Below are 16,843 nucleotides of genomic sequence, written 5' to 3'. Positions count from 1 at the left end.
GAGGATTTCGCATGACCCTGTTTCTATCACTACTCAAGCGTCATCGCGCCCTGCTCAGCCTGGGCTTGCTGGCCAGCCTGATCAGCGCGGCGGCCGGCATCGGCCTGATCAACGAGATCAACCGGCTGATCGCCGGCAGCGTCAGCATGAACCCGGCCCTGGGGGCCAAGTTCTTCGGCCTGTTGGTGCTGCTGTTCGGTTGCGGTTTCGGTTCCCAGGCATTGCTCACGGCCCTGGGCCACCGGGTGGTCTACGAACTGCGCCTGCAGATGGTCAAGCGCCTGCTGGACACCTCCATCGAGCAACTGGAAAAGATCGGCGAAGCCAGCCTGTACGCGACCCTGAGCAAGGACATCGTCAGTATTGGCCAGGCCTTCAACCGCATGCCGTTCGTGTTCTACAACCTGGTCCTGATGCTGGGGGGCTGCCTGTACATGGCCTGGCTGTCCTGGCAGTTGCTGCTGATCTGCGCGGTTGGCCTGGGCCTGGGCACCTGGCTGGCCCATGGCTGGTTCGCCAAGATGCGCCAACTGATGACGCGCGTGCGGGAAACCGACGATCGCCTGTATGCCGCTTACCAGGGTGCCATCGAGGGGCGATTCGAGCTGGCCCTCAATGCCCAGCGCAAGGAGCGCTTCTACACCCTCGACCTGCAACCGGCGGCCGAATACGCGCGGCGCAACGAGGTGCACGCCGACCGCTACTGGACCTTGAGCCTGAACTGGACCGTGGCGCTGATCCTCGCCCTGGCCGGCGGGCTGTTCGCCACGGGCACCTGGCTGGGGGTGAGCAATGGGGTGATCGGCGCCTTCGTGCTGGTGCTGATGTTCCTGCGCATGCCGCTCAACGACCTGATCGGCAGCCTGCCGACCCTGGTGGCCGGCAACGTGTCCCTGGCCAAGATCCAGACCCTGGCCTTCGCCGACTACCGCGAGGCACCCTCGGCCAGCGGCGGCGAGGTCGATAGCGGCCAGCCGATGCTCGAGCTGCAGGCCCTGAGCTACGACTACCCGCACCAGGCCGACGAATATGGCTTCCGTCTGGGGCCGGTGAACCTGAGTATCGCCAAGGGCGAGATCCTGTTCATCGTCGGTGGCAACGGCAGCGGCAAGTCGACCTTGGCCAAGCTGCTCACCGGCCTCTACGAACCCAGTGCCGGCACCCTCAAGCTGCAAGGCGTGGCGATCACCCCGGCGTTGCGCGACTGGTACCGCGCGCATTTCTCCACGGTGTTCTCCACCTTCTACCTGTTCGAGCGCCTGGTCGGCCCCCAGGGCGATTTCGACCCGCAACTGGCCCAGGCCTGGCTTGAGCGCCTGCGCATGCAGCGCAAGGTCAGCATCGACGCCCAGGGCGGGTTGTCCACCACCCGCCTGTCCCAGGGCCAGCGCAAGCGCCTGGCCCTGCTGGTGGCGCTGGTCGAGGAGCGGCCGATCCTGCTGCTCGACGAGTGGGCCGCCGACCAGGACCCGGGCTTCCGGGCGTTCTTCTACCGCGAGCTGCTGCCCGAGCTCAAGGCGCAGGGCAAGACCATCATCGCCATCAGCCACGACGATCACTACTTCGCCATTGCCGACCGCGTGCTCAAGTGCGACGGCGGCCAGCTCTATCCCTATGACCCTGTTGCCCTCGGCAGCGGGGCAGGCGCGTCCAGCGAACTGCCGGCGCCGGTGTGACCGGCGCGCGATTTTCATAGCACAACACTTAAAAAAATAATGGCCCGAAAAAGGCCATGCACAGGAGCTTGCGATATGAGTCAAGTTGAAAAGGGGCGCCAGCCAGGCAAGGCGGGTAACTGGCTGCTGGTGCCGCTGGTGAGCAGCGGCATGCTGCTCGCCCCGGCGGTCTGGGCCGAGGAAAGCACCGAGGAAAAGGCGCCGCCGGCGTCCATCACACTGCCTGACCAGACCATCGTCGGCATGCAGACCGAAGCGCCGACGGTCTCGGTGGGCACCAAGGTGCCGCTGCGCCTGAAGGAAGTGCCGCAGACCATCAACGTCATCGGTCAGGAACGCATCCAGAAGCAGAACCTCTACACCCTCGAGGATGCCCTGGGCAAAGTGGGCGGTGTGACCGTGCAGCGCATCGACGCCAGCCGCCTGAGCTTCTTCTCGCGCGGTTTCGAGATCACCTCGCTGCAGTTGGACGGCACGCCGACCACCATGGACAACCGGATCTTCCTGTCGCCGGACCTGACCATGTACGACCGCGTCGAAGTGCTCAAGGGGCCGTCCGGCAGCCTGACCGGCGCCGGTGGTTCGGGTGGCAGCATCAACCTGGTGCGCAAGCGCCCGCAGGCTGACGCGGCGGTATCGGCAGAAATCAGCGCCGGCTCCTGGGACGCCTACCGTGGCATGGTCGATGTCACCGGGCCGTTGACCGAAGCCGGCAACATCCGTGGCCGCCTGGTGCTCAGCGAGAACAAGACAGCGTTCCCCTACGATGGCAGCGGCAAGCGTGAGACCAGCCAGGCCTACGGCATCGTCGACATCGACCTGACCCCGGACACCGTCTGGACCATCGGTGCCAGCAACCAGAACACCGACATCCGTGGCGCCCAGCGCTCGCTGCCGGCGTTCCGCTACACCAACGCCGCCGGCGAAGCGGCCATGTCGCTGCCGGACGTCTCGCGCAAGAATTTCTACGGCGCCAACTGGAACCGCGATTACTTCTGGAGCACCGCGGTGTTCACCGAGCTCGAGCATCAGCTCGGCGGCGACTGGAAGACCAAGCTGTCGGTGCGCCACGCCGACAACAACTACGACCTGACCCAGGCCTACGCCCGCAATGGCGGTGGCATCGACCCGGCCGACAACCTGGTGTCGATGAACTCGATCATGTTCGACTACCGCGAGAAACAGGACGAAGTCGACCTGTACGCCGACGGCCCGTTCAGCCTGTTCGGTCGTGAACACAAGCTGTTGGTGGGGACCAACTATTCGCGTTCGGAGTTCGCCTCCAACGGCGGCTACTTCTCCAGCTTCCTCGGTGACGTGGACCTCTACGACCCGCAGCCGAGCTTCGGCTACCCGGCGTTCCCGGATGCCGACCGCCTGCCGACCAACGTCGCCAACACCCGCTCCAAGGCGGTCTACGGCAACATGCGCATCAGCCTCGCCGACCCGCTGACCCTGGTCCTGGGCGGCCGTGTCACCTGGCTCGACATGCACCGCAGCCAGCACCAGCCAGAGGCCGGCTCGCCGTCGGAAAAGGCCAGCCAGAGCGAGTCGCAGAAGTTCACCCCGTTCTACGGGCTGATCTACGAGCTGAACGAAAACTACTCGCTGTACGCCAACTACGCCGAGGTGTTCAACCCGCAGCCGGTCAGCAACCTGGACATCAACAACAACATCATCGAGCCGATCGAAGGCAAGCAGCACGAGCTCGGCATCAAGGGTGAGTTCCTCGACGGCGCGGTGAATGCCTCGCTGGCGGCCTTCCAGATCGAGGAAGAGAACCGCGCCATCCCCGACATGAACGACCCGAACTCGCGGGCCGTGGTGGCCGGTGGCAAGGCGCGTACCCGTGGCTACGAGCTGGAAGTGACCGGGCAGATGACGCCTGACTGGTTCCTCACCGCCAACTTCACCCACACCTACAAGCGCTACGACAGCCCCAACGAGCAGCTGCAGACTTACCTGCCGAAAAACATGCTGCGGGTCTGGTCCCTGTACAAGCTGCCTGGCGAGCTCGAGAAGTGGAGCGTGCAGGGCGGCGTGAGCGTTGTCAGCGAAACCTACAACAAGCTGCACGTTCCCGGCATCGGCATGGAAGGCACCAAGCTGCAGCAGAGCGGCTACGCGTTGTACGACGCAGGTATCGGCTACCAGATCAACGAGAACCTGTCGGCTGACCTGCTCGGCACCAACCTGACCAACAAGAAGTACTACCAGCGCATCAACACCTTCCAGGATGGGAACATCTTCGGTGACCCTCGCGCGGTATCGCTGACCTTGCGCGCCAAGTTCTGACCCGCGACAGCAGCGGCGCCGCCCGGCATACTGCGTCGGCGCCGCTGCCGAGCATCAATGCTCGGCAAGCACGCCCCCGCCGGTGCCCAGCTGATCCAGCAGGGCACCGGCGGGGGCGTGTTTGTTGGGGCGTCGAAACACCGTGAAGCAACGAGGAGAACAGGGTGAAACGACCGGCGTCACACAAGGCAAGCGTCCGGGGCCGACAGCGCGGGTTGTGGCTGCTGCTGGCCTTGCTGCTGGCCTACCTGTTCATCTGGCCACTCAGCGCCCTGGCCGCGCTGGCCCTGGCCTGGCTTGGGCAAGCGCCCAGCGAGGCGGTGCTGAGCAGCTCTATCGCCGCCTTCGTGCTCTATCCGCCACTGGTGCTTTGGTTGTTGTGCGCGCGACGGCTGGTGCGCAACAGCCTGTGCCTGGCCGCTGTGTCGCTGGTGATGCTGGCGACGCTGCGCGCGCTGGCGGGGGCGAGCTGATGTTCGACAGTGTCCGCCAGGCCATGCTGTGGGCGCACCGGGTACTGGGCCTGGGGTTTTCCGCGCTGCTGCTGGTCGCGTTCTTCATGGGCAGCCTGGCGTTGTACGACCGCGAGCTGGACAGCTGGATGCTGCCGGCGCTGCGGGTGGCGCCGGCGCCCGCGCCGCTGTCGCTGGACCAGCAGGTGCTGCCACGGGTGGCTGCCCTGAGCGAGGGCAAGGCGCTGCTGCAGTGGTACGTCGAGTTGCCCGATGCGCGCCGCCCGCTGCTGCGCTTCCAGGCCTGGAGCGTCGAGCGCGAAGGCTTCAGCCGCTTTCTGCAGCCTGGCGGCGACGGCGTGCTGGCCGCCGCCGGTAGCCGTGGCGGCGACTTTTTCTACCGTCTTCATTACACCCTGAACATCCATGCCTGGAACCTCGGTGCCCGGCTGTTGGGCCTGGCCGCGATGGTCGGGCTGATCGCCCTGATCGCCGGCGTGTGCATCCATGCGCGGCTGTTCCAGGACTTGTTCACCTTGCGTGCCGACAAGGCTCCCCGCCGGTTGCTCGACCTGCACAACCTGACCGGCGTGTTCGCCTTGCCGTTTCATGCGCTGATCCTGCTGAGCGGCCTGCTGATCCTGTTCCCGCTGTACCTGCCGGCGGCCATCGATGCGCTGTATCCAGGCCAGGCCGGGCAGTTCGCGGTGCAGGCCAACGCCGCCTACAGCCGCCCGGCGACGGGCACCCCAGGGCCAATGGCCTCGCTCGACGGCATGCTGGCCCAGGCCCGCCAGCATTGGGGCGGTGGTGAGCCTGCGTTCGTCAGGGTCTGGCATCCCGGTGACGCCAATGCCTATGTCGAGGTCAGCCGCAGCCTGGCTGACCGCCTGAGCCTGGATGGGCAGACCCTGTACTTCGACGGCGCCAGCGCACGGTTGCTGCATGAATCGCGGCTGCCGCCAGCGGCCGCGACCCTGGATGTGCTGGCCGGGCTGCACGTGGCGCACTTCCACCAGCCCGCCTTGCGCGCCCTGTACTTCTTCGCAGGCCTGAGCGGTTGCGTGATGCTTGCCAGCGGCCTGCTGTACTGGCTGGCCAAGCGCCGCCTGCAGCAGCCTGCCCGGGAGCCGGGCGGGATGTCGGTGACCCTGTTGTGCAGCGTGCTGATCACCGGCATGCCCCTGGCCACCTTGGCCATGCTGGTGGCCAACCGCTGGCTGCCGTTGGCCTTGAGCGGGCGTGCCGAGTGGGAGGTGCGGGTGTTCTTCGCCGCCTGGCTGCTGGCCGGGCTGCACGCGCTGTGGGTGATTGGCCGTTGCGCGCAGGCCCGTGCGCCGTGGGCGACGCAGTGCATGGCGATCAGCGCGCTGGCGCTGCTGGCCGTGCTGTCGAACGCCTGGAGCACGGGTGATCATCCGTGGCGAGCGCTCAGCCAGGGCTTGTGGGCGGTGGCCGGTGTCGATCTGGCACTGCTGGCCTGCGCCCTGATTGCGGGCGGCCTGGGCTGGCGCCTGCGGCGGCGCGCCGCGGCTGTGCGCAGGTTGGCGGAGGTCAAGGATGCCTGAGTGGTTGGCGAGCGGGGTGGGGTTGGGTCTGCAGACGCTGGGCCTGGCGTTGCTGGCCCTGAGTCAGGCCGGCCATTGGCGGCAAGTGATGCAGCCGCAGGCGTTCCCCGGTACTCGGACGCTGCGCCTGTCAGCGTTGTTGGCATCGGGCCTGGCATGGCTGGTGGGGCAGGCCGGCCTGGGGCTGGCGATGGGGACGTTGTTCTGGGTGCTGGCCCTGGTGCCTTGTGGCCTGGGCGTGAGCCTGTTGTTGTGCTGGCGCAAGCCCTGGTTGCACCGGCTGGGCCGGTGCTTTTGCCGTTGAGCCCGCCCGCTGGCCCTGGCCAGCGGGCGGGTCAGGGTCAGGCGTGGCTGTAGCGGCTCAGCACGTTCAGCAGGTCGTCCAGGCGTGGGTTGAGGAACACCAGGTGGGCCGGTACCTGGGTGCCCCACAGTTGTTGTACGCGGGCACACAGCAGCACGGCCTTGAGTGAGCTGCCGCCTACCTCGAAGAAGTGCGCCTGCTCATCCAGCGTCTGCAGTTCCAGCACCTCGCGCACCAGCTGCGCCACTTGCTCCCGGGCCTCGGGCTGCTGCCCGGCGTGCGCCGCCGGCTGTGGCCGCAGGCGTTGCACCAGCGCTTCGAACGACGGCGCGGGTTGGCCGGGCAGGGCTTCGAGCAGGGCCTGCAGGTCCTCGCCAAGGGCCTCGATGCTGGCAGGTTCGAACAGGTCGGTGCTGTAGGTGAAGGTGGCGATCAGCCCTTGCTCACGCTCACTGACATCCAGCATCAGGTCGAACAGCGTGCTGCGCTTGCCGTGGTCTTCGCTCAGCGGCTCGATGCTCAGGTCGCCGAACGCCGACGAACGCAGGTTGCGCTCCTGGTGCAGGTCGAACATCACCTGGATCAGCGGCACGCTGTGCTGCTGGGCGCCGGGCAGGGCCTGCAACAGTTGCTCGAACGGCAGGTCCTGGTTGGCGTGGGCGTGCAGCAGGTTGTCGCGCACCTGGTGCAAGACGCTGTCGAAACGCGGGTTGCCGGCCAGGTCGGTGCGCAGCGCCAGGGTGTTGACGAAGAAGCCGACCAGCCCCTCCAGCTCCTGGTGATGGCGGTTGGCGATGGGGATGCCGATGCGGATCGCCGATTGCTGGCTATGGCCTGCCAGCAGCACGTTGAATGCCGCCAGCAATGTCATGAACAGCGTGCAGCCCTGTTCGCGGCTGTAGGCGTGCAGGGCCTGGGCCAGTTGCGGGCCCAGCATCAGGCTGTGCTCGGCGCCACGATGGCTGGGCAGGGCCGGGCGCGGCAGCATGCATGGCAACTGCAGCAGGCTGCGGTCCTCACCCAGGTGGCCCAGCCAGAAGTCCAGCTGCGGCTTGAGCGCCGCCTGGCTCAGCTCACGGCGCTGCCATTGGGCGAAGTCGGCGTACTGCAACTGTGGCTCTGCCAGCGGCGAGTCCTGGCCGTGGCTGAAGGCGCTGTACAGGGCGATCAGTTCGCGGGTGAAGACCCGCATCGACCAGCCATCGAAGGCGATGTGGTGCAGGGTCAGCCACAGCACGTGTTCGTCGTCCGCCAGGCGCACCAGGCCGGCACGCAACAGCGGCCCGTGCTCCAGGTCGAAACGGTGCGCGGCCTGGGCCTGGAGTTCCTGGCCCAGGCGCGCGCTGCGCTGCGCCTCGGGTAGCCGGCCCAGGTCGATCAGGCCCAGGGCGAAGTCCTCGGCCGCTCGCACCCGCTGCACCGGCAGGTCACCGTCCAGGGCGAAGGTGGTGCGCAGGCTTTCGTGGCGCTGCAGCAGCACGCTGAAGCAGCGCTCCAGGGCCGGCAGGTCGAGGGCACCGCGCAGGCGTACGGCCTCGGGCACGTTGTAGGTGGTGCTGCCTGGGTGCAGGCGGTCGAACAACCACAGGCGCTCCTGGGCATAGGACAGTGGCACTGGCGCTTCGCGGCGCTGCGCACGGATCGGTGGAAGTGTCGACGCCTCGGCCCGGGGCAGGGCCTGTTCGACGAACGCGCCCAGGGTCGGGTGCTGGAACAGCGCTCGCACCGGCACTTCAAGGCCCAGGCTGCTGCGCAGGCGCGAAACCAGGCGGGTGGCGGTCAGCGAGTGGCCGCCGAGCTCGAAGAAGTTGTCGTCCAGGCCCACCTGTTCAACGCCGAGTACCTCGGCCCACAGCGCCGCCAGCGTGGCTTCGCGCTCGGTAGCCGGTGCCCGGTAGCTGGCCCGGCGCTCACGCACCGGTGCCGGCAGGGCCTTGCGATCGAGCTTGCCGTTGGGGGTCAGGGGGAAGGCCGCCAGCATCACATAGGTTTTCGGCACCATGTGCTCCGGCATCTGCAGGCCCAGGTGCGCCTGCAGCGCGGTGGCGCCCGGGCAGGCATCGCGGGCGACCACGTAGGCGACCAGCTCGTTGTCACCGGTGTCGTTGGCGCGTGCCACCACGGCGGCCTCGCGCACGCCTGGGTGGTTGAGCAGGCGCGCCTCGATCTCGCCCAGCTCGATGCGGAAACCGCGGATCTTCACCTGGTCGTCGATGCGGCCGAGGAACTCGATGTCGCCCTGGGCGTTGACCCGGCCCAGGTCACCGCTGCGGTAAAGCAGGCTGCCGGCCGGGTTCAGCGGGTTGTCCAGGAAGCGCTCGGCGGTGAGGTCGGGGCGGCCCAGGTAGCCTTGGGTGATGCCGGCGCCGCTGAGGTAGATTTCGCCGCTGACGCCGGCGGCCACCGGGCGCAGCTGGGCGTCGAGCACATACATCTGCATGTTGGCGATCGCCTTGCCGATCGGCAGCACGCCCTGTTCGTCCCCCTGGGCGCGGTAGTAACTGCACCACACCGTGCCCTCGGTCGGCCCGTACTCGTTGTACAGCTGCGCCTGGGCGCACTGTTGGCGGTGCTGGCGGGCCAGGCTGGCCGGGCAGGCTTCACCGGCGACGATGGCGCAGCGCAGGCTGCCCAGCTGGTCGGCGGCCTGTTCCAGCACCTGCCCGTACAGCGACGGCAGCATCAGGGTGTGGCTGATCCGCCGGGCGCCGATCAGTCGGCCCAGGGCCAGGGCGTCCTGCACCTGGTCGTCCTGGGGCAGGCACAGTTCGCCGCCTTGGGCCAGGGTCCAGAACAGCCCGGCCACCGAGCTGTCGAAGGCCAGCCCCGACACCAGCAGGAAGGCTTGCAGCGGCTCCTGGTAGGCGAGCAGGCGTGCGGCGGTGGAGTGCACGGCATTGCGGTGCGACACCATCACGCCCTTGGGCCGGCCGGTGGAGCCGGAGGTGAAGATCAGGTAGGCCAGGCTGTCGCCGTCGTTCAGCGGTTGCGGACGCTGCGTGGGCAGGTCGTGCTCGGCGAGGCGGTCGAGCCACAGGGTGCGGTAGTCGCCCTTGGGCAGCTGTGTCTCCAGGCTGCTCAGGCTCAGCAGCAGGTTGGCGCGAGTCTGCTCGAGCACGTCGCTCAGGCGTTCGGCCGGGTAGCTTGGGTCCAGCGGCAGGTAGGCGCCGCCGGCCTTGAGGATGCCGAGGATGCCGACGATCGCGTCGAGGCCGCGGCCCATGAACAGGCCCACGGCCTGCCCCGGCGCCAGGCCGGCGTCGCGCAGCTGGTGCGCCAGCTGGTTGGCCCGCGCCTCCAGTGCCTGGTAGCTCAGTTGCGCATCACCGTGGCGCACGGCAATGGCCTCTGGCCGGGCGGCGACCTGTTGTTCGAACAGCTGGTGCAGCAGCGCCGGGGTCTGTTGCCGCACCTCGGTGCGGTTCAGCGCCGCGAGCCAGTCCTGGTGCGCGGCACTGATGCCCGAGGCCTCGCCCAGTGCGCGCTGGCTGGCGGCGCTGGCCTGCAGGGCGAGGGTGAGGAACTGGTCGAGTAGCAGCCCGGCGGCGTCGGCGTCCAGGCGGGCGGCATCGTAGTGCAGGTGGAAGGCAAAGCCTTCGGGCTGTTCCAGGACTTCCAGCAACAGGGCATGGGCACAGGTTTCACCGTGCACCGCCAGCACCGGCCAGGCCGAGGCCAGCGGCTGGCGCAGGCGGAAGCCGAAGGGCGTGTCCTGGGCCTGGGCCGGCCATTCTTCCTGCCAGGTGCGGGCCTGTTCGAGCAGCTGGGTGAAGCCGGCGAGGGCGTTGGCCAGGGTGTCCTGGTCGTCCGGCTGCAGGTGCAGCGGCAGGCGTTTGCCGTAGGGGCCCTGGGCGTTCGTGGTGGCGCTGTTGCGACCATCGTGGGCCCAGCCCAGAAGCACCTGTGGTTGGCCCAGGTGGCGCTTGAGCAGCAGTGCCCAGCACCAGCCGAACAGCGCCTCGGCCGGAGCGTCGAGCCCGGCCAGGGCGCTGCCGATGTGGTCCTGGAAGGCCGCGTCCGGGGTGCGCGCAAGGCAGGCTGGCTGTGCCGGCAGCGCGGCCTCGCCGCGCTGGAACGGGTGCTGCACCAGGTACTGGTCGGCGGCGTCGGCCTGCTGGCGCTGCCAGAAGGCCCGCCCGGCGTCGCTGTCGCTGCTGCCCAGGTGCTCGAACTGCCATTCGGCGAAATCGGCGAACTGCACCGCTTCCTCGTCCGCTGGCAGGCCCTGGTAAAGCGCCTGCCATTGCTGCAACAGCAGCTGCAGGGTGGTGTGGTCGGCGTTGGCCGCCGGCAGCGCCAGGCAGGCCCGTGGCGGCGTTGCCTGGGTCAGCGCGACGGCCAGGCTGGCCTCGGCCAATGCCGCGCCCAGCAAGCTGTGCAGGGCGTGCTGGGGCAGGTCGTCGGCGACCTCGCGCCAGTCGATCAGCAGTTGCTCGGCGATGACCTGTACCGGCAGTTGCATGCCGGGGCTGGCCACCAGGCGGGTGCGCAGGATCTCGTGCTGCTCCAGCACCTGCTCTAGGGTCGTGCGCAGGCGGCTGGGGTCGGTGCCCTCAGGCAGGCTGAAGGTCAGGAACAGGGTGGCGTCGCGCCCGCTGGCATGGGACCAGTGAGCGTTTTGTTGCAGGGCGGGGCGAAAGCCCTCGATGGCGATGCTGGACATGATGTGGAGGCCTTGAATAGGGGGCAGAGTCGAAAACCGTGAACCGTGTGGGGGCGCGTCAGGGCTTGAGCGCCACGTCCGTGCTGTTCAGGGCTTCGGCCATCGACACCAGGATGCGTCGGGGGCTGTCGTATTCGTTGCGTGCGTGCACCGAGAGCATGTTGTCCAGCAGCAGCACGTCGCCGTGGCGCCAGGGGAACTCGGTCATGTGCTGCAGGTAGATACCGCGCAGGTGTTCCAGCACCTGCGGCTCGATCGGGCTGCCGTCGCCATAGAAGGTGTTCTGCGGCAGGTCGTCATCGGCGAAGTCGGCCTGCAGCGCATCGCGCACGCTGGCCGGCAGGGTGCTGACGTGGAAGAAGGTGGCGTGGTTGAACCACAGCGTCTCGCCGGTGCGCGGGTGGCGCACCAGGGCCGGGCCTACCTGGCGGGTGCGCAGGCGGCCGTCGGCTTTCCACTCGGTCTGGATGCCGACGCTGGCGCAGTAGGCATCCACCTGGGCGCGGTCCTCGGTCTGGAACACGGTCTGCCAGGGCAGGCCGAAGCCGTCGCCATAGTTGCGCACGTACATGATGCCCAGGCGGGCGAAGCGCTCGCGCACCTCGGGGTCGATGGCCTGGCTGATCGCCCGGGTGTCGCCGATCGGCGTTTCGCCGCGGGACAGCGGCGCGATATCGCACCACAGGAAGATCTTCAGCGGGAACACCGGCGAGTAGGAGTGTTCGTTGTGCGGGAAGATCCGCTGGTCCTTGGGGTAGTCGGTGGAGGTGTAGATGTTCAGGCGCGGGTCCACCTGGGTGCGCGGCGAGGCGCGGAACTTGTATTCCAGGGCGCCGCCTGACAGTGCGCTGATGCAGTTGTCGAAGGCTTCGGCGTTGTCCACCTGGAAGTTGCGAAACAGCAGCGCACCGTGTTCGAGCAGTTTGCGCTCGATCAGCTCACGGTTGGCCTCGGCCCAGGCCACCAGGCTGATGCCGGGGCCGGCCGGTTCGCACACCGCGGTGTAGGTGCTGCCCGGGTTGAGCGGGGTGAAATGGACCAGTGCGTCTTCATCCACACGGATGGTTTTGCGGCGCATGCCGCCGAGTTTGGCAATCGCGGGGCCGTTCATGTCTTATCCCTCCATAGAGTCGGTGCTGATGCGGGCGCGGCGACGGCTGCTGCCCAGGCGGGCCAGGCTCTGTTCGCTGCGTGCGCTCACGTGCTGCATGCGTTGTTCCTGAAGCTGCCGGCGCAGCGGTTCGACCACTGTCTGCACGGGTACTTCAGGGGCTGCGACCAGCTGTTCGAGCAGGCTCACGAAGGCTGCGGCAAACGCTTCGGCGCTGTGGGCCTCGAACAGGTCGGTGCTGTATTTCAGGGTGCAGGCCAGGCTGCCCTGGCTTTCTTCCACGCTCAGGTGCAGGTCCAGCTGCGACTGGCCATGCTCGATGCGTTCGGGCGCGATCGTCAGGCCCGGCAGCTCAAGGGCGCCGTCCGGGTGGTTCTGCAGCACCAGCTTGGCCTGGAACAGCGGGTTGCAGGCCAGGCTGCGCGGCGGGTTGAGCACCTCCACCAAGGTGTTGAACGGCAACGCCTGATGGCTGAAGGCTTCCAGCACCTGAGGCCGCAGGCGTTGCAGCAGGGCGTTGAAGCTGGGGTTGCCGCCGACATCGACGCGCAGCGCCAGCTGGTTGATGAAGAAGCCCACCAGGCCCTCGGTCTCGCTGTGCTCGCGGTTGGCCACGTCGGTGCCGATCACCGCCTGGGCGCGTTCGCTGTGCAGGTACAGGTTCAGTTGCAGCACCCCCAAGAGGCCCATGAACAAGGTCGCGCCATGGCCCAGGCACAGCTGTTTCAGTGCCTGGGCCGGGGCCGCGGCGACCTGGAACGACAACCGTGCGCCCTGGCCGCTGAGCACCTGCGGGCGCGGGCGATAGCTGAACAGTTCGAGCGGCGGCAGGGGCTCGCCCAGGGCCTGTTGCCAGTAGCCCAGGTGGGCTTGCTGGGTGCTGGCCAGCTGCTGGCGTTGCCAGGCGGCGTAGTCGCTGTACTGTATCGGCAGTGGCGCCAGGGTCGTCGCGCTGCCGCTCAGGGCCGCGCTGTAGAGTTGGCTGAGCTCGCGCACCAGCACGCCCATCGACCAGCCGTCGGAGACGATGTGGTGCATCACCAGCAACAGCAGGTGCTGGCGCTCGTCCAGGCGGACCAGGTGCAGGCGCAGCAGCGGTGCCTGGCGCAGGTCGATGGGGCGCGTCGCCAGTTCGATCAGCAGGCGCTTGGCGCTGGCCTCGCGTTCGGCCTCGGGCACAGGGCCCAGATCATGCAGCTCGAACGGCAGTTCGAGGGTGTCCTGTACGCGCACATGCAGCGTACCGTCCTGTTCGTGGAAGCTGCTGCGCAACGCTTCGTGGCGCTGGCCGAGGTGCTGGAAGGCCTGGCGCAGGGCGGGCAGGTCGAGCTGGCCGAGCAGCCGCGCGGCACTGGGGATGTGATAGGCCGCGCTGTCCGGCTGCATCGCCTGTACCAGCCACATGCCCTGCTGGGCGTGGGACAGCACCCGGCGGCCATCGGCCGGCAGCGCGGCCACGGTGATCGGTGCCTGGCGGCTGGGCGCGGCGTTGTCCAGCAGCAACGCCAGCTGGGCGATGGTCGGCGCCTCGAACAGGCTGCGCAGGGGCAGTTCCAGGTTCAGCTCCAGGCGAATGCGCGCAACCAGTTGCGCGGCCAGCAGCGAGTGGCCACCAATGGCGAAGAAGTTGTCGTCCATGGCGATCGCCTGCTGCCCCAGCACGTTCTGCCAGAGCGCCAGCAACTGTTGCTCGCGCTCGCTCTGCGGCGCCCGCTGGCTGCTGCCCTGGGCGCTGTAGTCCGGTGCCGGCAGGGCGGCGCGGTTGAGCTTGCCACCGGGGGTCATGGGCATCTGCGCCAGGGTCACGAAGGCGGCGGGCACCATGTAGTCGGGCAACTGCGCGGCCAGATGCTGGCGCAGCTCGGCGGCTTGCGGGGCCTGCTCGTGGTACACCAGGTAAGCCACCAGGCGGCGGTCGCCGGGACGGTCCTCGCGTACCAGCGCCAGGGCCTGGCGCACCTGAGGGTGGCTGCGCAGGCGCGACTCGATCTCGCCCAGTTCGATACGGAAGCCGCGCAGCTTGACCTGCTGGTCGATGCGCCCGAGGTACTCGTAGGTGCCGTCGGCCAGGCGCCGGGCACGGTCGCCGGTGCGGTACATGCGGCTGCCGGGCGGGCCGTAGGGGTCGGGGCAGAAGCGCTCGGCGGTGAGGCCGGGCACGTCGTGGTAGCCGCGGGCGAGCAGCTCGCCGCCGACGCACAGCTCGCCAGGGACGCCCGGCGGGGTGAGGTTGTCGTCGCGGTCCAGCAGGTAGTAGGCGCGCCCGCGCAGCGGCGCACCAATCGGCAGTTGCAGTGGCAGTGGGTCGCGCTGCAGCAGCGCGTTGCAGTCCTGGATGCTGGAGACCACGGTGATTTCCGTGGGGCCGTAGATGTTCAGCAGGCGCACCGCGGCCAGGCCGGCCTTGCGCCAGGCATCCAGGCCGGCGCTGGGCATCGCTTCACCGCCGACGCTGACCAGGCGCAGCTCGCCGTAGGCCGCGTGCGGCTGCCGGGCGAAATCCTGGGCCAGCTGGAACCAGTATGCAGTGGTCAGGCAGGCTGCGACGGTGATCCGGTGGCGGTACAGGCGTGCATGGAACTCGGCGCTGTCCCACAGCTCCGGGCCGCGCACCACCAGGGCCGCGCCGCACACCAACGGCGGGAACAGCTGGTCGACGAAGCCGTCGAAGTTGAAGGTCGAGAACTGCAGCACCCGGTCGTCGGCAGCGACCCCGTAGTAGGCGCGCGCGACTTCGCTGTAGCCGGCCAGGGAGCGGTGGGTGACCGCCACGCCCTTGGGCTTGCCGGTGGAGCCGGACGTGTAGATGACATAGGCCAGTTGTTCGCGCTGCACCGGGCGTGTGCTCGGTACCCCGGCCAGTGCTGGCGCCGTGGCGTCCAGGGCGGTGACGTCCAGGCACGGGCGCTGGTAGGGCGCCATGACCGCCTGGGTCTCTGGGGTGACCAGCACCAGGCGGATATCGGCGTCGTCGATCATGTGCGCCAGGCGCTCGCCGGGGAACTGTGGGTCCAGTGGCACGAAGGTCAGCCCGGCATTGAGCGTGCCGAACACCGCGGCGACGATGTCCAGGCCGCGCGGCAGGCACAGGCCGATGCGCGCTTCGGCGGGCAGGCCCAGGGCCAGCAGGTGGCGGCTGATCAGCTCGACACGCTGTTGCAGGGTGGCGTAGCTCCAGGTGCTGTCGTCGTGGATCAGCGCGATGCGCTCGGGCTGCTCGGCCGCCTGCGCGGCCAGGCGCAGGTGCACCAGCTCCGGCAGTGGGCCGAGCGCCAGCGAAGCCTGGCAGTCGGCCAGCAGGCGCTGCTGTTGCTCGCCGTCGTACAGCGGCAATAGCGCGATACGAGCCGTGGGCGCCTGCACCAGGCTGTGCAGCAGGGTGGCATAGCTGTGGCCGTGGCCGACCAGGGTGGCGTGTTCGAACAGGTCGGCATTGCCGGTGAAGGTGACTTCCAGGGCGTCGCTGCGCTCGACGACGTTGAGCACCAGGTCGTAATGCGCGGTCAGCTGCTCGCGCTCGATCTCGTCGATCTCCAGGCCGGGCAGTTGCAGGCGGCGCGGGGTCTGGCCGTCGAGCAGGTTGAACATCACCTGGAACAGCGGCGAGTGCTGCAGCTGGCGCTCGGGTTCCAGGGCTTGGACCAGCCGCTCGAAGGGCAATTGCTGGTGGGCCAGGGCCTGGCGGCGGGTCTGCTCGATGCTGTCGAGCAGGGCGTTGAAGGGCTGGCGACCGTCGAGTTGGCAGCGCAGCACCAGGGTGTTGATGAAGCAGCCGATCAGGCCCTCGGTCTCGACCCGGGTACGGTTGGCCACAGGCACGCCGACGCGCAGGTCGGTCTGCCCGCTGAGGCGGTACAGCAGCACGTTAAAGGCGCCCAGCAGCACGCTGAACAAGGTGGTGCCACGGGCCTGGGCCAGCTCGCGCAGGGCCTGGCACAACGGCGCCTCGATGCGCAGCTGGTGACGCGTGCCGCGCCCGCTCGGCTGCCGGGGCCGTGGGTGGTCGGTGGGCAGCTCCAGGGTCGGCTGTTCGCTGCCCAGCTGCTCGCGCCAGTAGGCAAGGTCGGTCGCCAGCGCGCTGTCGCTCAGGCTGGTCTGCTGCCAGACTGCGTAGTCGTGGTACTGGATCGGCAAGCCCGGCAGGTCGCTGTCGCGGCCTTGCAGGGCGGCGCTGTAGAGGGCGGTCAGTTCTTTGACCAGGATGCCCAGCGACCAGCCGTCGGCGACGATGTGCTGGGCACACAGGATCAGCACGTGCTCATCGCTGTCCAGCCGCGCCAGCAGGCCGCGCAGCGGCCCCTGGCGCAGGTCGAAGGGGCGGTTGCTCTCGGCGTCGATCAGTTGTTGCAGGCGCACGGCCCGCTGCTCGGCGGGCAGCGCGCAAAAGTCCACCTGGGCCAGGGGCATCGGCAACTGCGGGTGGACGGTCTGGCGGGCCTGGCCGTCGACTTCGTCGAAGGTGCTGCGCAGGATCGCGTGGCGCTCGATCAGCTGGTCGAAGCTGCGTTGCAGCGCCGCGCTGTCCAGGTGACCGCGCAGGTGCAGGGCCGCCGGCATGTTGTAGGCACTGCTGGACGGCTCCAGGCGATGCAGGAACCACAGGCGCTGCTGCGCCCACGACAGTGGGTGCGGGCCAGGTTCGCTGGCCGCGACGATTGGCAGGCGGCTGAGGGCGAAGCCCTGGGCGGCCAGGGCCGCGGCGAAGGCCTGGCGTTTTTCCGGGGCGAGCCTGGCGATACGCTCGGCCAGTTGCTGGGGGTCGAGTTGCATGGCA

The 16,843-nt window shown here is 68.5% G+C and carries 8 protein-coding genes; 5 read left to right on the top strand and 3 right to left on the bottom strand.

Annotation, left to right across the window (positions count from 1 at the left end; genetic code table 11):
- The first annotated feature begins 11 nt into the window (after nucleotides 1-11).
- From EJA05_RS17715 to EJA05_RS17695, 5 genes are all read left to right on the top strand, one after another.
- A complete protein-coding gene (locus tag EJA05_RS17715; RefSeq protein WP_125859238.1) occupies nucleotides 12-1,676 on the top strand; it encodes a cyclic peptide export ABC transporter in 1,665 nt (554 codons plus the stop codon).
- 75 nt (nucleotides 1,677-1,751) lie between these two features.
- Nucleotides 1,752-3,971 carry a TonB-dependent siderophore receptor gene (locus EJA05_RS17710; RefSeq protein WP_104961193.1) on the top strand — a complete coding sequence of 740 codons (2,220 nt, stop codon included), beginning with the start codon at nucleotides 1,752-1,754 and terminating at the stop codon, nucleotides 3,969-3,971.
- Nucleotides 3,972-4,135: 164 nt separating this feature from the next.
- A complete protein-coding gene (locus EJA05_RS17705; RefSeq protein ID WP_125859237.1) occupies nucleotides 4,136-4,444 on the top strand; it encodes a hypothetical protein in 309 nt (102 codons plus the stop codon).
- Nucleotides 4,444-5,991 (top strand): PepSY-associated TM helix domain-containing protein, encoded by a 1,548-nt coding sequence (locus tag EJA05_RS17700; RefSeq protein WP_104961195.1) that lies wholly within the window; start codon nucleotides 4,444-4,446, stop codon nucleotides 5,989-5,991. Before EJA05_RS17705 ends, EJA05_RS17700 begins: the two co-directional genes overlap by 1 nt.
- Nucleotides 5,984-6,295: a DUF3325 family protein gene (locus tag EJA05_RS17695; protein ID WP_104961196.1), complete on the top strand. Its 312-nt coding sequence runs from the start codon at nucleotides 5,984-5,986 to the stop codon at nucleotides 6,293-6,295. Before EJA05_RS17700 ends, EJA05_RS17695 begins: the two co-directional genes overlap by 8 nt.
- A gap of 37 nt (nucleotides 6,296-6,332) precedes the next feature.
- On the opposite strand, the gene EJA05_RS17690 is transcribed toward EJA05_RS17695, so the two are convergent.
- From EJA05_RS17690 to EJA05_RS17680, 3 genes are read right to left on the bottom strand one after another with little or no spacing between them, the layout of a single operon-like run.
- Nucleotides 6,333-10,958: a non-ribosomal peptide synthetase gene (locus EJA05_RS17690; RefSeq protein WP_125859236.1), complete on the bottom strand. Its 4,626-nt coding sequence runs from the start codon at nucleotides 10,956-10,958 to the stop codon at nucleotides 6,333-6,335.
- 58 nt (nucleotides 10,959-11,016) lie between these two features.
- The gene (locus EJA05_RS17685; protein ID WP_125859235.1) at nucleotides 11,017-12,069 is read right to left on the bottom strand and encodes a TauD/TfdA family dioxygenase; all 1,053 of its coding nucleotides are present in this window, start codon (nucleotides 12,067-12,069) and stop codon (nucleotides 11,017-11,019) included.
- Nucleotides 12,070-12,072: 3 nt separating this feature from the next.
- Nucleotides 12,073-16,839 (bottom strand): non-ribosomal peptide synthetase, encoded by a 4,767-nt coding sequence (locus EJA05_RS17680; RefSeq protein ID WP_125859234.1) that lies wholly within the window; start codon nucleotides 16,837-16,839, stop codon nucleotides 12,073-12,075.
- Nucleotides 16,840-16,843 lie beyond the last annotated feature (4 nt).

It is taken from the genome of Pseudomonas oryziphila (assembly GCF_003940825.1).
Taxonomy (GTDB): Bacteria; Pseudomonadota; Gammaproteobacteria; order Pseudomonadales; family Pseudomonadaceae; genus Aquipseudomonas; species Aquipseudomonas sichuanensis.
The sequence above is the reverse complement of the archived record's forward strand: the minus strand, read 5'-3'. Positions and strand labels throughout refer to the sequence as shown.